At 60.4% G+C, this 14,317-nt stretch carries 10 protein-coding genes; 4 read left to right on the top strand and 6 right to left on the bottom strand.

What is annotated here, in order from left to right:
- Positions 1 to 17 precede the first annotated feature (17 nt).
- From NVV94_RS20135 to NVV94_RS20125, 3 genes are all read right to left on the bottom strand, one after another.
- Positions 18 to 1,289 (bottom strand): OmpP1/FadL family transporter, encoded by a 1,272-nt coding sequence (locus tag NVV94_RS20135; protein WP_258444129.1) that lies wholly within the window; start codon positions 1,287 to 1,289, stop codon positions 18 to 20.
- 151 nt (positions 1,290 to 1,440) lie between these two features.
- Complete coding sequence (locus tag NVV94_RS20130) at positions 1,441 to 1,923, bottom strand: hypothetical protein (protein WP_258444128.1); 483 nt, start codon at positions 1,921 to 1,923, stop codon at positions 1,441 to 1,443.
- Positions 1,924 to 2,194: 271 nt separating this feature from the next.
- Positions 2,195 to 2,419: a hypothetical protein gene (locus NVV94_RS20125; RefSeq protein WP_258447759.1), complete on the bottom strand. Its 225-nt coding sequence runs from the start codon at positions 2,417 to 2,419 to the stop codon at positions 2,195 to 2,197.
- Positions 2,420 to 3,484: 1,065 nt separating this feature from the next.
- Between NVV94_RS20125 and NVV94_RS20120 the strand changes: the two genes are divergently transcribed.
- Positions 3,485 to 3,913, top strand: a complete 429-nt coding sequence (locus NVV94_RS20120; RefSeq protein ID WP_258444127.1) for a tetratricopeptide repeat protein — start codon at positions 3,485 to 3,487, stop codon at positions 3,911 to 3,913.
- A 175-nt stretch (positions 3,914 to 4,088) separates the two neighbouring features.
- Positions 4,089 to 5,453, top strand: coding sequence for a DNA recombination protein RmuC (gene rmuC / locus NVV94_RS20115; RefSeq protein WP_258447758.1), 1,365 nt, complete (start codon positions 4,089 to 4,091; stop codon positions 5,451 to 5,453).
- 4 nt (positions 5,454 to 5,457) lie between these two features.
- On the opposite strand, the gene NVV94_RS20110 is transcribed toward rmuC, so the two are convergent.
- Positions 5,458 to 8,934, bottom strand: coding sequence for a PAS domain-containing hybrid sensor histidine kinase/response regulator (locus NVV94_RS20110; RefSeq protein ID WP_258444126.1), 3,477 nt, complete (start codon positions 8,932 to 8,934; stop codon positions 5,458 to 5,460).
- A gap of 244 nt (positions 8,935 to 9,178) precedes the next feature.
- A complete protein-coding gene (locus NVV94_RS20105) occupies positions 9,179 to 10,369 on the bottom strand; it encodes an MFS transporter (RefSeq protein ID WP_258444125.1) in 1,191 nt (396 codons plus the stop codon).
- 188 nt (positions 10,370 to 10,557) lie between these two features.
- On the opposite strand from NVV94_RS20105, the gene NVV94_RS20100 reads away from it, so the two are divergent.
- Both NVV94_RS20100 and NVV94_RS20095 read left to right on the top strand, forming a co-directional pair.
- On the top strand, positions 10,558 to 11,754 hold the full coding sequence (locus tag NVV94_RS20100) for a TDT family transporter (RefSeq protein WP_258444124.1): 1,197 nt from the start codon (positions 10,558 to 10,560) through the stop codon (positions 11,752 to 11,754).
- 89 nt (positions 11,755 to 11,843) lie between these two features.
- Positions 11,844 to 13,718, top strand: a complete 1,875-nt coding sequence (locus NVV94_RS20095; protein WP_258444123.1) for an MFS transporter — start codon at positions 11,844 to 11,846, stop codon at positions 13,716 to 13,718.
- A gap of 79 nt (positions 13,719 to 13,797) precedes the next feature.
- On the opposite strand, the gene sugE is transcribed toward NVV94_RS20095, so the two are convergent.
- A complete protein-coding gene (gene sugE, locus NVV94_RS20090; protein ID WP_258444122.1) occupies positions 13,798 to 14,115 on the bottom strand; it encodes a quaternary ammonium compound efflux SMR transporter SugE in 318 nt (105 codons plus the stop codon).
- Between the last annotated feature and the right edge of the window lie 202 nt (positions 14,116 to 14,317).

Here is a 14,317-nt window from a genome sequence, read left to right as displayed (position 1 = left end):
ATGTGGCGGGTGCTGAATCAGAAGCGGTAAGTCACCGACGTACCGAAACCGTGCGCACTGTTTTCATATTTGGCGTCGTAAGCGCCTTTGGTAGGGCTGGCGTCGTTGACATTGACGTCCTCTTCCCACAGGTAGGTGTAGGCAAGATCGACAGTGACATCGTCGTTCGGGCTCCAGCCGGCACCAACGCTGAACACGGTACGGTCGCCGGTCGGGATGCGAGGCGAACGGTTTTCATTGTTGGTTGGCGCCTGGTCGATTGCCAGGCCGGTGCGCAGTGTCCATTCCTTGTTCAGCTTGTAGGCTGCACCAATGGCGTGGGCCCAGGTGTCGTGCCAGTTCTGCTCTTCGTTGATGATGCCGATCGGGCCGGCGCTGCCGCCCAGCTGTGGAGGTACGCCCTCGTTGTTGACGGTGATGGCTTCCAGGCGGCTCCAGCGGGTCCAGGTGCTGCCGGCGTACAGGGTCCAGTCTGCGTTGAGTTCGTGAGTGACCGAAAAGTCGACGGACTCTGGCGTATCGATGTCCAGGGAAGCGTCAAACTTGTTGCCGCTGAACGGACCGAAGCCTGTGCCAGTGATCTTGGTGTCGCCTTCGAGCTTGTACTTGACCTTCGAGTGGTAGGTCAGGCCCATGCGCGTGCTGTCGGTGGCCTGGACCAGGACACCGACGTTGAAGCCGATGGCGGTGTCGTCACCCTTGATTTTTACCCGGCCGTCGTTCGTGCCCGGGGTAACAGGGTTCAAGGTTGCGGATTCCAGCTTGCCATCGATGCGGTTGATGGTCGGGCCGAAGCCGATCGAAACCTTGTCGTTGAAGGCATAGCTGATGGTCGGTTGCAGGGTGACGACCTGAACTTCGCTGTCGTCGCCGAAGTAGCGGCCGGCAAAGCCGCTTTCGTAGTCGGTGACCAGGCCGAACGGCACGTAAACGCCGAAACCGAACGCCCAGTGGTCGTCGATTGGCTTGACGTAGTAACCCATGGGTACGGCAACGACTGGAACCATGTCCCCGTCATTGCTGCCACCGAAGGTGCCGCTGCCGCTGATATCGGACTTGGCGACAATGGCGGCTGCGCCGATCGAAACCTGCTCGCGCTTGAGGCGTGACATGCCGGCTGGGTTGCCAAATACAGTGCTGGCATCTTCGGCAGAAGAGGATCGCCCGGCAAAACCCGTGCCCATGCCGCTGACGCTTTGTTCGTTAAGGGCAAAGCCACTGGCGAAAATTTGCGTGGATGCCACGGCAACAGCGAGACTGAAAGTGGTTTTGAGCATTACTTTTTTCATTATTAGAACTCCGTGGTGATCTCCGATGCGGAAATTACCAAGAATTCGCCTACAGCGCTATAGGCTGAATCGCAGGAGATAGAGCGGTTTTGTAGGACAATCCGACCAGATTCGCGTGATTTAGCGAATCACCGTGTAGGACCAAGGAGTTTTAGCAGGCTTGTTGGGCGAGCGGGGCGATGCAGGTGCGCCAGGCGCGGGTGAAATCACGCAGACGACCTTGGGGTTGAAAGGTCTGACGCCAGATCCTGGCCAAGCCGAGCAGGTCATCGGCGGCAGGCAAAGGGGTTTGCTGTTCTTCAACCAGCATCCAGGCGATGGCGGTGGCGTAGCGCAGGTTGACGGTCAGTTCCAGGTGCGGGCCACTGAGAAACGCATGCTGGCTGGCCAGGCCGCGCACCAGGCTGGCGAGTTCCGGGTCGCGCGCCAGGTGCTGGTCCCAGAGCGCCTGGTGGCGCATTTCACCAATACGATACAAGCCGTGACCACGTCGATCGTGAAGTGCCGAACCCAGTGCCGATTGGCTGGCGGCGATTCCTAGTAGAAGCGCCTCGGCAGTTTCACAGTGGCGCCCCAGGTAGATCAGCGTGGGGCGGATCACGAATTGGCACAACTCACTCGCGGCGATACCCATAAGGCCCTCGCACTGGTAAATGGCCGGCGGGGCCGTGGTACTTGGCAGCTGAGTGAATCGGTCAGGCCCGCCGGAAGCGGATCGCGCCGCTTGAGTTGAAGTGTAGTGTCATATTCGTGCTGTAAAGGGCTGTTTTTAAAATATTTTAGGCTTCCAGTTATTAAGCATATTCCGTCCAGTGCTTAATGAGCGCCGTGTTTTTTGTGGTTTTTTGAGCATAAAAAAGCCCCGCTGCATGGGCGGGGCTGGCGTTTCGGGCTTGTGGCAAGCCTTAGGCGGTCAAGGCCTGACGCGTACGATCGATCACTGCCTGGAGGGGCTCGGCGCTTGAGTATTGCTCCGGGTACAGGCGTTCGGTATGACGGGCAATACCGTGCTCGTTGACGATCGTGAAGCTGAAGCAGCCTTTGCGGGCGGCCATTATCAGGCAGTCCATCGGGGCAAAGGCGTTGGTGAGGGTGCGAATGGCATCCTGTGTATGGATTTGATGAGACATCATGACTGGTGTTCCTGCAATAAACACAGATAAGAACTGTGCAAAATGAAAACGTTCCAGTAACGCCGGCCACCATTGGCCTGACGAAGAACCCGGCTGGAACAAAGCAGCCAGTTTGAAGCGCATTTTCATGTGGCGCCTGGGCTGGCCGGTAGGTACTTAGGAGGGCAGGCAGCACATCAGGGCAAAGGTTCTATGCCGCTGGGTGAAGATCCTGATCAATCTGCAGGTTGGTTCGGTCAGAGTAACTGAGCCCGACAACGGTCTTTTTAGGCTGAGGGGTGGTTACCTGGAAACCATCGAGAAGGCCGGTCCCTTTTTATCAGCGCAGGTTCTACGAGCGGTAGAAGGTGTGCTGGAGGACTGTGTCGGCAAAAATTGACTTTCAGCTTGGTACTAACACCGGAGAGACTAACGATGTTTAGGTGGCTTTGCAAGTTTTTTTTCAGTGTTCATCGCCATGCGCTGTGACCACCGAACCCGGAAAGTGGCGGGGCGAAGGGCGTATTTTCTGCTCCGAAGCCGGCCAGTGTCTCTCGTCTTGGCCCATGTGGGAAGCCCTTTGGCACTATTTAATTAGGGGGTGTTTGACGCCAAGAGCAAAAATGGTGCGGGTCACTGCCTTGCTTTAGGGCGGTTGTGCACATTGAATGCGACGGGTGTCACATCCTTGTAACGCCACCCTCACAACGCGCCATTGGCTTGTTTGAAATTTTAAGTCAATGAAAAAAAACGTTTTTTTTTACTGGTGAAAAAATCGTCAGTTTGATTGCAGGCCCCATTCCGTGGGGGTTTACGCGGGTCGGAGGAAGGTTGTCCACTGAGTTATCCACAGCTTCTGTGGATTGTCCCGAGCGCTTGCTCTAGGACGGGTGTGCAGGCATTTTTCATCATTCATACAACTGTCTCGGAGTTATGCACTCGGCAATTCTCCGTTTGGAGATCGGAATTTTTCCGTCAAAAAAATTGCCTACAAGCCATGAAAAATAGAGAAGCTATCGAACGGGTCTCCTGACAAAAAAAGGAGTAGAGTCGCGCGCCTCTCGATTTACCCCACAGTTTTTTATGAAGTTTCGTGCAAGAATTTCCTCAAATATCGCTGCCGTGGCCCCGACCAACGAACCCAAGCGTCTTTCGCTGAAGGTTGCCTTGTGGTTGCTCGATAATCCGCGCTTGGGCGACAACCCCAACGTCAAGCATTTTGCCGGGCGTTTGCTCAAGCAGCCTGCCCGTCAGGGCGTGGTGGAGGCGCAAAGCCGCTTGGGGTTGATGCTCTGCCGCGATTGCGGCAACACCCGTGACCGCCGCATCGGCCATGAACTGTTGCGCCAGGCGGCTCGTGCCGGTGACAGGCGCGCGCAACTCGAGTTCGGACGATTGTGCAGCCAGCCCCAGGTCAATGAGCCGGAACTCGCCAGGCACTGGTTGGAACAGGCGGCCGCCCAGGGATCTCACGAAGCTCACCGGTTACTCAAGCTGTTGCCGGCACGATAGCTTATCGGCCCATGGCTGATACCCTGACACTGTCTTCCCGTTTGGCTCATATGGAGTGGCTATGACATTGGACATGACCAGCGTTCTGCTGGGGTTGTTGGTGGCCGCTGTGCCGTGTCTGGCATTGGCCTGGACACTGCAACGGCGCCTGTCGAACCTGCAGGCCGAGCGTGTGCTGCTCGATGAGCGCCTCACTACGGCGCAGCTTGCCCAGGATGGCCTGGTTGCCCAGCTCGATGCCAGCCGCGACGAAATCAGCGATCTTGGCCAGGCCAATTCGGCCAAGCAGGCTGAACTTGCAGCCCTGGGGCGTGAGCTTGAATTGCTGCAGATCGAGCGCGACAACGCCCGGGATGCCGCACATGCCTGGAACCTCGAACGGTCGGCCAAGGAGACCGAGCTACGGCGCCTGGATGCGCAATGCGCAGGCTTGAATGCCGAATTGCGGGAGCAACAGGATAGCCACCAGCAACGTCTGGCCGACCTGCAGGGCTCGCGAGACGAACTGCGGGCGCAATTCGCGGAACTGGCGGGGAAGATCTTCGATGAGCGTGAACAGCGTTTTGCGCAAACCAGCCAGCAACATCTGGGGCAGTTGCTCGACCCCTTGAAAGAGCGCATTCAGTCCTTCGAAAAACGGGTCGAGGAAAGCTATCAGCAAGAGGCCCGCGAGCGCTTTTCGCTGGGCAAGGAGCTTGAACGCCTGCAGCAGTTGAACCAGCGCTTGAGCGATGAGGCAACCAACCTGACCCAGGCCCTCAAGGGCCAGAAGACCCAGGGTAACTGGGGTGAGCTGATACTGGAACGGGTGCTCGAACACGCGGGCCTGGAGAAGGGCCGCGAATACCAGACCCAGGTCAGCCTCAAGGGGCCCGACGGGGAGCGTTTCCAGCCGGACGTGCTGATCATGCTGCCTGGCGACAAACAAGTGGTGGTTGACTCCAAGGTCAGCCTCACCGCTTATCAGCAATATGTGGCCGCCGACGACAGCGTGATCGCCCAGGCTGCATTGCGCCAGCATGTGCTGTCGCTGCGTAACCACGTCAAGGGGTTGTCGGGCAAGGATTACAAACGCCTGGAAGGCTTGCACAGCCTGGATTTCGTCCTGCTGTTCGTGCCGATCGAAGCGGCATTTTCAGCGGCCCTGCAGGCAGAGCCGAACCTGTTTCAGGAAGCCTGGGACAGGCACATCGTGATTGTCAGCCCAACCACGCTGCTGGCGACCCTGCGGGTCATCGACAGCCTGTGGAAGCAGGAGCGGCAAAGCCAGAACGCCCGTGAAATCGCCGAACGCGCCGGTTGGCTGTATGACAAGTTCGTGTTGTTCATCCAGGACCTGGACGAAGTCGGCAGCCGCTTGCAGCAGTTGGACAAGGCCTACGGCGCTGCCCGCAACAAGCTCACCGAAGGGCGTGGCAACCTGGTCAGCCGCAGCGAGCAGTTGAGGCTGCTCGGCGCCCGCGCCAGCAAGAGCCTGCCCGCCGATTTGCTCGAGCGGGCCATGACCGATGCCGAAGGCCTGACTGAAATGCCTGAGTGAGTGCTTACCTGGCCAGGCTCAAATGGCGATTGAGCAGCGCGCGAAGCGCCGCCGGCTTGACCGGTTTGGGCAGGTAGTCCAGGCCGGCGGCGTGGACCTGGGCGACCATCTCGGTGCGCCCGTCGGCGCTGATCACGACACCCGGTACCGGTTCGCCCATGCGCGTGCGTAGCCATGCCATCAATTCGGTGCCGGTTTCACCGTCATCGAGGTGGTAGTCCACCAGCGCCAGGTGCGGACGCATGCCGTCCTTGAGCAAGGTATCGCATTCGGTGCGGTTGCGTGCGGTCCAGACCTGGCAACCCCAGCGGCTGAGCAGGCTGTTCATGCCGATCAAAATGCTGTCTTCGTTATCGATGCACAGCACTTGCATGCCGGCCAGCGGCTGGCCGTTTTGTTCGATCGCCCTGGCCGGCGCCGAGGCCGATGCGCTGGCCACTGGCACGCTGACGCTGAAGACACTGCCCTTGCCCGGCCAGGAGCGCACATGCAAGGGATGCCCGAGCACCCGGCACAGGCCATCGGCAATCGCCAGCCCCAGGCCCAGGCCTTTTTCGGCACGGGTCTGGTGGCTGTCCAGGCGCTTGAACTCTTCAAAGATCACCTGCAGTTTATCGGGCGCGATTCCCGGCCCACGGTCCCAGACTTCCAGCAGCAGGCGCCCTTGTTTACGGCGCACACCGAGCAGGATAGGGCCTTTGCCATAGCGGAAGGCATTGGTCAGAAAGTTTTGCAGGACGCGCCGCAGTAACTTCATGTCGCTATCGACCCGCAGCTGGCTGCCGCGCAAGCGGAAGTCCAGGCCCTGCTTGCGTGCCAGTACCTTGAACTCGGCGCCGAGGGTGTCGAACAGTTCGCCGAGGGCGAAGGGTTTGCAGTCGGGCGTGATCTTGCGGTTCTCCAGGCGCGAGATGTCCAGCAGGTCGCTGATCAGGTCTTCCGCCGAACGCAGCGAGCTGTCCATGTGCTGGACCAGTTGCTGGGCATCTTCGGAGAGCCCTTCGTCCTGATGGGACAGGGCGGCAGAAAACAGCCGTGCGGCATTCAACGGTTGCATCAGGTCATGGCTGACGGCCGTGAGGAAGCGGGTCTTGGATTGGTTGGCAGCCTCGGCATTGCCTTTGGCCTCGGTCAGCGCCAGGTTCAGCTGCGACAACTCGTGGGTCCGATCGGCCACACGCTGCTCAAGGCCTTCGTTGGATTCCTTGAGCGCCTGCTCGGCTTCGCGGAAGGCGGTAATGTCGGTAAAACTCATGACGAAGCCGCCGCCGGGCATGGGGTTGCCGATCAGCTCGATGACGCGGCCGTTGGGGAACAGTCGCTCGGAGGTATGCGCACGCCCCTGGCGCATCCAGTGCAGGCGGCGGGCCACATGCACCTGGGCCTCGCCTGGCCCGCAGAGGCCGCGTTCGGCGTTGTAGCGGATGATGTCGGCAATCGGCCGACCGACGCTGATCAAGCCATCCGGATAATTGAACAGTTCCAGGTAACGACGGTTCCAGGCCACCAGCTTGAGCGACTGGTCGACCACGCTGATGCCCTGGGTAATGTTTTCGATGGCGCCTTGCAGCAGCGCACGGTTGAACTGCAGCACCTCGGAGGCTTCGTCGGCGATGCGCACCACGTCCTCGAGCTGCATGTCGCGGCCTTCGATGGCGGCCTTGACCACGGCGCGGGTCGACGAGCTTCCCAATACACCGGCCAGCAGGCGTTCGGTATGGGCGATCCATTCGCCATCGGCATTCTGGTTCGGGTTGAAGCCCTTGCCCTGGCGGTAGGCGAAGCGGATGAAGCTCTGGCGGGCGCGTTCTTCGCCGACGAAACGCGATGCCAGGGTCAGCAAGTCGTCGATCTGCACCGCCAGCATCGAGCGGCTGTTGGGCCGGGCACTGGTTTCCTGGCCGATAAAGCGCCCGGCTTGCCAATGTTCCGAGACGCGGGTGCGGGAAAGGATCGAAACCCAGGCGAACAGCGTGAAGTTGCCCGCCAGTGACAGCACGACGCCTTGGGTCAGCGGGGTGATCGGCAGGTTCAGCGGGTTGCCATGCAGCCAGGCCAGCCCCGGGAATGTCTGCAGCGACCAGCCCAGGCCCTGGGCTGCAACCGGCAGCACCAGGGTGTAGAACCAGAGGAAGGTGCCGGCAGCCAGCCCGGCGAACACGCCACGGCGGTTGGCTTGCTTCCAGTACAGCGCACCGAGCATGGCCGGCGCCAACTGGGTAACGGCGGCAAAGGCAATCTGGCCAATGGTCGCCAGGCTCGCAGTGGAGCCCAGCAGCCGGTAACTCACGTACGCCAGCAGCAGAATCGCCACGATGCTCACCCGGCGTACGGTCAGCATCCAGTGGCGGAACAGTTCGAAGGGGCGCTCGGCATTCTTGCGCCGCAGCAGCCAGGGCAGGAGCATGTCGTTGGAGACCATGGTCGAAAGCGCGACGCTGGCGACGATCACCATGCCGGTGGCAGCCGAGGCGCCACCGATGAATGCCAGCAAGGCCAGCGCCGGGTGTGCCTCGGCCAGTGGCAGGCTGATCACGAACGAGTCGGGAATCACCGAACCTGGCAGGCGCAGTTGCCCGGCCAGGGCAATCGGTACCACGAACAAGGCGGCCAGGATCAGGTAGGCGGGGAACACCCAGCGTGCCAGGCGCAGGTCCTGGGGTTCGATGTTCTCGACGACGGTGACATGGAACTGCCGCGGTAGGCAGATGATCGCCATCATGGCGACGCCGGTCTGTACCACCATCGACGGCCAGTTGATGGTTTCCTGCCAATAGAGCTCCAGGCGCGGGGCAAGCTGGGCCTGGCTGAACAGGTCGTCGAAACCGTCATACAGATGGAACGTGACGAATGCGCCCACGGCAAGGAAGGCCAGCAGCTTGACCAGCGACTCGAATGCAATGGCCATCACCATGCCGCGGTGGTGCTCGGTGACGTCCAGGCTGCGCGTGCCGAACACAATGGTGAACAGCGCCAGAATCAGCGACACCACCAGCGCCGTGTCCTGAGCCCGGGTGCCGCCGGCATCGGCACTGGCACCGATCAGCAGGTTCACGCCCAGGACGATGCCCTTCAGTTGCAGGGCAATGTAAGGCAGGACCCCGACCAGGCAGATCATTGCGATGACAACGGCCAGCGTCTGCGACTTGCCGTAGCGGGCGGCGATAAAGTCGGCGATGGAGGTAATGTTCTCCTGTTTGCTGATCAGCACCATCTTCTGCAAGACCCTGGGTGCGAAGACCAGCAACAGCACGGGGCCCAGGTAGATCGGCAGGAATGACCAGAGCTGCTCGGCAGCCTGGCCGACCGCGCCGAAGAAGGTCCAGCTGGTGCAGTAGACTGCCAGCGAAAGGCTGTACACCCAGGCACGCAGACGCGGCGGCAAGGGCGTGCTGCGACGATCGCCGTAGAAGGCGATGGCGAACAGGATGGCCATATAGACCAGGGCGACCGCTGCGATCAGCCCGTTGGACAGCGACATGCGTACTCCGAATTCCCAAAAAAAAGCGGGGGCCCTTGAAGGTCCTTCAGGCCTTATCGCTGGCAAGCCAGCTCCCACAGGTATAGGTCCACCCGCTGGGATTGGACAAAACCTGTGGGAGCTGGCTTGCCAGCGATCGGCCGCACAGCGGCCGTCACCAGCATAACCCCGATCAAACAGTCTCGCAGAATGCCCAAGGCCCGTCAGCGTCGACCAAGGTAGCAGTGGCACAACGTCGCAGCCCTCAGAGGCGGCGCCCCAGCCCTGATGCACCCAGATAGTAGAACAAGGTGGCGGCGACGACGCAGATAATCAACAGGTAGAACATCACTTGCGGCGCCAGGGCCGCCAGGGCGAAGCCACAGATGACCGGCCCCAGTGCAGCGCCCAGGTTCGACAGGTTCTGGGCGCCGTAGTACATGCCGCGCAGATGCTCGGGGGCGATGGCATCGATGAACATGTATTCGGCCGGGATCACGATGATTTCGCCGAGGGTGAACACCAGCATCGCCAGGCACCAGACCAGCAGCGTTTGCGCCAGCGAAAAGCCGAGCAGGCCGACCAGAAACATGGCCATGCCGGCCAGCAGCCAGGGGAACAGCCGGCGGCTGCTGATGCGCCGACCGATCAGGTACTGCAGCGCGATCACGGTCACGGCATTGGTTGCCACCACGTAGCTGATGACCCGGTAGGTATGTTCGGGCGTGGTGGTGACCACAAGATACTGCGACAGAAAGGCCGTGAACTGGCCGAACACCACGGCGCTGAGCACGCCACCGAGGGTAAAGCACACCAGCCGGTAATCCTTGAGCAAAAGACGCCCCACGGCGACAAAGGCCTGCTTTTGCATGCCGGCCAGTCCCGTTTGCGGCGAGCGATCGCCCCAGCGCCAATAGGCCAGGAACATGGCCAACCCCAAGCCCGCCGAGACGATAAAGGGCCAATGGGTATCCAGCTTGAACAGCCCGGCCCCCATGAAAGGCCCGACTGCATAAGCGACGTTGCTCAAGGTGTATTTGATGGAAAACACCTCGCTGCGCGCATTCTCCGGCAACAACGCACAGAAGCCCGACTTGGCGGCGATGTCCACCACGGCCAGGGTCAGGTTGATCAGTACCAGAAACACAAAGAAGAGAAGCAGCGAGCGGCTGGCAACGGCGCCGACAAAGGCCGCGGCGAAGATCAGTGTCGAGCTCGAAATCACGCTGTAACTGCGCAGTTTGTCGATCAGGTAACCGCCATACAGGCTCAGCAGCGAGCCGACGAACAGGGCACTGCCGACCACCAGGCCGATGTCGCTGATACTCAGGGCGAAGTTGTCGGCGAGGTAGACCACCAGGTAGGGCAGGGTGATCGCCCGGGCCAGCGTCAATGTGAAGGTAGCCCACAGCAGCATGCGCACGCTGGGGGAGCAGGCTTTGATTGACCTCAACACACCGTACTTCCTTGTAGGCAATTTTTTGTTTTCTTGAGTGCGGTAAGAGCATACGTCAGGCATCCGCTGAAGACTGAATAAACCTAAATATAGGTAAAACAGATAACAGTTAGAGAAATTACCCGTTTTATAGATATTAGATGTCACCTTACGATGGCATGACCTCACCTGAGGACAGGAGCGAAAACATGCCGTGCCCCACGACACCGATACAGCGTTTCCGGCCCTTGAGCCACCTGCAACACCCCCGCGAAGTCATTCGCCAGTTCACCCCCAACTGGTTCGCCGCCACCATGGGTACGGGCGTGCTAGCCCTTGCCCTGAACCAACTGGCAGTGCCCATGCTCACGGCATTGGCCGAAGCCTTGTGGCTGCTGACCATTGCGTTGTTCATGCTGTTCAGCGTGTTGTACGTCGCTCGCTGGGTCTTGTTTTTCCATGAGGCGCGGCGAATTTTCGGGCATTCGACCGTGTCGATGTTCTTCGGCACCATTCCCATGGGCCTGGCCACCATCATCAATGGCTTTCTACTGTTTGGCGTGCCGCGCTGGGGCGTGCAGATCGTGCCCTTCGTCGAAGCCCTGTGGTGGCTGGACGTGGCCATGGCGCTGCTGTGCGGGGTGGCCATTCCGTTTCTGATGTTTACCCGCCAGGAGCACAGCATCGATCAGATGACCGCCGTATGGCTGTTGCCTGTGGTCGCCGCCGAGGTGGCGGCTGCCAGCGGTGGCTTGCTGGCACCGCACCTGGTCGACGCTCATCAGCAGTTTCATGTCTTGATCACCGGCTATGTGCTCTGGGCGTTTTCCCTGCCAGTTGCGTTCAGCATTCTGACCATCCTGTTGCTGCGCATGGCCCTGCACAAGTTGCCGCACGCCAGCATGGCGGCGTCGAGCTGGCTGGCGCTGGGCCCGATCGGTACCGGTGCGCTGGGCATGCTGGTGCTGGGTGCTGAAGCGCCTGCGGTATTCGCGGCCAATGGCTTGCCTGGCCTGGGTGAAATCGCCGCGGGTATCGGCCTGGTCGCGGCTATCGCCTTGTGGGGTTTCGGCCTGTGGTGGATGTTGATCGCGGTGTTGATCACGCTGCGTTACCTGCGCAGTGGTATTCCTTTCAACCTGGGCTGGTGGGGTTTTACCTTTCCGTTGGGGGTCTACGCGCTGGCAACGCTCAGGCTGGGCAGCACCTTGCACCTGGGCTTCTTCAATGGGGTAGGGGTGGTGCTGGTGGCGGCATTGGCGGCCATGTGGCTGATCGTCGCGAGCCGGACTGTGCAGGGCGCCTGGCGCGGGGAGTTGTTCGTTTCGCCATGCATCGCCAACCTGCGTGGGCTGAGTGAAAAATGTGCGAAAGCGCCTACAGATGCCGCTGGAGCGTTCAGGTAATCTACGGCGTCGATGTGGCTTTTGCGCTGTCACCGGCATTCCAATGACAAAGCCTTAGCCGTTCTCGGCGCCATGCAGGTACACGGACGATGAGTCACCCGTCGCAATTCAGTTTGCTGGGCAAGCGGCGCTTCCTGCCGTTTTTCATTACGCAGTCGCTGGGGGCGTTCAACGACAATATTTTCAAGCAGTCGCTGATCCTGGCCATTCTCTACAAACTGAGCATCGAGGGCGACCGTTCAATCTGGGTCAACCTCTGCGCCTTGTTGTTCATCCTGCCGTTCTTCCTGTTCTCGGCGTTGGCCGGGCAGTTCGGCGAAAAATTCGCCAAGGATGCGTTGATCCGCCTGATCAAACTGGGCGAGATCGCGATCATGCTGGTCGGCGCTGCCGGCTTTCTGTTCAACCACTTGGGGATGATGCTGCTGGCGCTGTTCGCCATGGGCACCCATTCGGCCCTGTTCGGCCCGGTGAAGTACTCGATCCTGCCGCAGGCCTTGCGTGAAGAAGAGCTGGTCGGCGGCAACGGGCTGGTGGAAATGGGCACCTTCCTGGCCATTCTTGCGGGCACCATTGGCGCCGGCATGATGATGTCGTCCACGCACTATGCGCCGGTGGTCGCCACGGCGGTCGTGCTGGTGGCGACCCTGGGCTACCTGGCCAGCCGGGGCATTCCGCGTGCGGCAGCGGCGTCGCCGGAAATGAAAATCGACTGGAACATCTTCAGCCAGTCCTGGGCTACCTTGCGCCTGGGCCTTGGGCAGACGCCGGCGGTGTCGCGCTCGATCGTCGGCAACTCCTGGTTCTGGTTCATCGGGGCGATTTACCTGACGCAGATCCCGGCCTATGCCAAGGAGTGGCTGTACGGCGATGAAACCGTCGTGACGTTGATTCTCACGGTGTTCTCGGTCGGTATCGCCCTGGGCTCGATGCTTTGTGAGCGCTTGTCCGGGCGCAAGGTCGAGATCGGTCTGGTGCCGTTCGGCTCCTTTGGCCTGACCCTGTTCGGCCTGTTGCTGTGGTGGCATTCGGGCAGCTTTCCCCAGAGCGTCCAGGCCAACGATTGGCTGACTGTCCTGGGGCATGCCCAGGCCTGGTGGGTCTTGCTGGATATTCTCGGCCTGGGCGTGTTCGGCGGCTTCTATATCGTGCCGCTGTATGCGCTGATCCAGTCGCGTACCGTTGAAAACGAGCGGGCGCGGGTGATCGCCGCGAACAATATTCTCAATGCATTGTTCATGGTGGTGTCGGCGATTGTCACCATCGTGCTGCTGAGCGTGGCGAAGCTGTCGATTCCGCAGTTGTTTTTGGTGGTGTCGCTGATGAACATCGCGGTCAACGCCTATATCTTCAAGATCGTTCCTGAATTCAGCATGCGCTTCATGATCTGGCTGCTCAGCCACTCGATGTACCGCGTCGAGCACCGGGACCTGGAGCAGATTCCTGACGAAGGCGCCGCATTGCTGGTCTGCAATCACGTGTCTTTCGTCGATGCGCTGTTGATCGGTGGCGCAGTGCGCCGGCCGATCCGTTTCGTGATGTATTACAAGATCTACCGGCTGCCGGTGCTGAACTTCATCTTCCACACCGCCGGCGCGATCCCGATTGCGGGGCGCAACGAAGACCTGCAGATCTACGAGAAGGCCTTCAGGAAAATCGCCGAGAGCCTCAAGAGCGGTGAACTGGTGTGTATCTTTCCCGAGGGCAAGCTCACCACCGACGGCGAAATCGATGCCTTCAAGAGTGGCTTGACCCGGATGCTGGAAGAGACCCCGGTGCCGGTCATCCCGCTGGCGTTGCAAGGATTGTGGGGCAGCTTTTTCAGCCGTGACCCGCGCAAAGGGTTGTTTCGTCGGCTGTGGTCACGGGTGACGATTGTGGCGGGGGCTCCGGTGCCGATGGAGGCAGCGGAGCCTGGGCTGTTACGCGAGCGGGTGAGCGAGTTGCGTGGGGTGACACGTTAGGTCTGCTTCCAGGCGCACACACCCTGTGGGAGCTGGCCGGACGGTACTCCGCTGGCCAGCGATGAACGATAACGCGGTGCTAGCTGGCGCTAACCTTAAGCCCAACCAGCCCTGCCACGATCAACCCCACGCTGGCCAACCGGACCAGCGCCATGGACTCACCAAACAGAATGACCCCGGCAATCACCGTGCCCACGGCACCCACACCGGTCCAGATCGCATAGGCGGTGCCCAGTGGCAGATCCTTCATGGCAAGGCCGAGCAAGCCAAGGCTGATCAGCATGGCGGTAACGGTCAGGGCAGTGGGAAGAGGGCGGCTGAAGCCGTCGGTATATTTCAGGCCAACGGCCCAACCGACTTCAAACAGGCCTGCAAAAAAGAGAATGATCCAAGGCATGATGACCTCCATCAACTGACGGGGTCGTCCCCAGAATGGTCACTCATAGAGTCGTGAGGTCGTCCTCACTATGTGCAATATAGTGCACAAAAACGCTGCCGGAATCAAGCACGGTTTTGGTGCGTGCTGGGCCTTATCGCGGGCAAGACCCGCTCCTACAGGCACAGCGCGGACCTTGTAGGAGCGGGTCTTGCCCGCGATA

Origin of the sequence: Pseudomonas sp. LS1212 (assembly GCF_024741815.1) — a bacterium.
GTDB lineage: Bacteria > Pseudomonadota > Gammaproteobacteria > Pseudomonadales > Pseudomonadaceae > Aquipseudomonas.
This window is presented reverse-complemented; position numbering and strand designations above follow the sequence as displayed.

Bases quoted from the DNA above. Each gene is read 5' to 3' on its own strand.
- NVV94_RS20135 (WP_258444129.1), bottom strand. From the start codon at position 1,289: ATGAAAAAAGTAATGCTCAAAACCACTTTCAGTCTCGCTGTTGCCGTG.
- NVV94_RS20130 (WP_258444128.1), bottom strand. From the start codon at position 1,923: ATGGGTATCGCCGCGAGTGAGTTGTGCCAATTCGTGATCCGCCCCACG.
- NVV94_RS20125 (WP_258447759.1), bottom strand. From the start codon at position 2,419: ATGTCTCATCAAATCCATACACAGGATGCCATTCGCACCCTCACCAAC.
- NVV94_RS20120 (WP_258444127.1), top strand. From the start codon at position 3,485: ATGAAGTTTCGTGCAAGAATTTCCTCAAATATCGCTGCCGTGGCCCCG.
- NVV94_RS20110 (WP_258444126.1), bottom strand. From the start codon at position 8,934: ATGTCGCTGTCCAACGGGCTGATCGCAGCGGTCGCCCTGGTCTATATG.
- NVV94_RS20100 (WP_258444124.1), top strand. From the start codon at position 10,558: ATGCCGTGCCCCACGACACCGATACAGCGTTTCCGGCCCTTGAGCCAC.
- NVV94_RS20095 (WP_258444123.1), top strand. From the start codon at position 11,844: ATGAGTCACCCGTCGCAATTCAGTTTGCTGGGCAAGCGGCGCTTCCTG.
- sugE (WP_258444122.1), bottom strand. From the start codon at position 14,115: ATGCCTTGGATCATTCTCTTTTTTGCAGGCCTGTTTGAAGTCGGTTGG.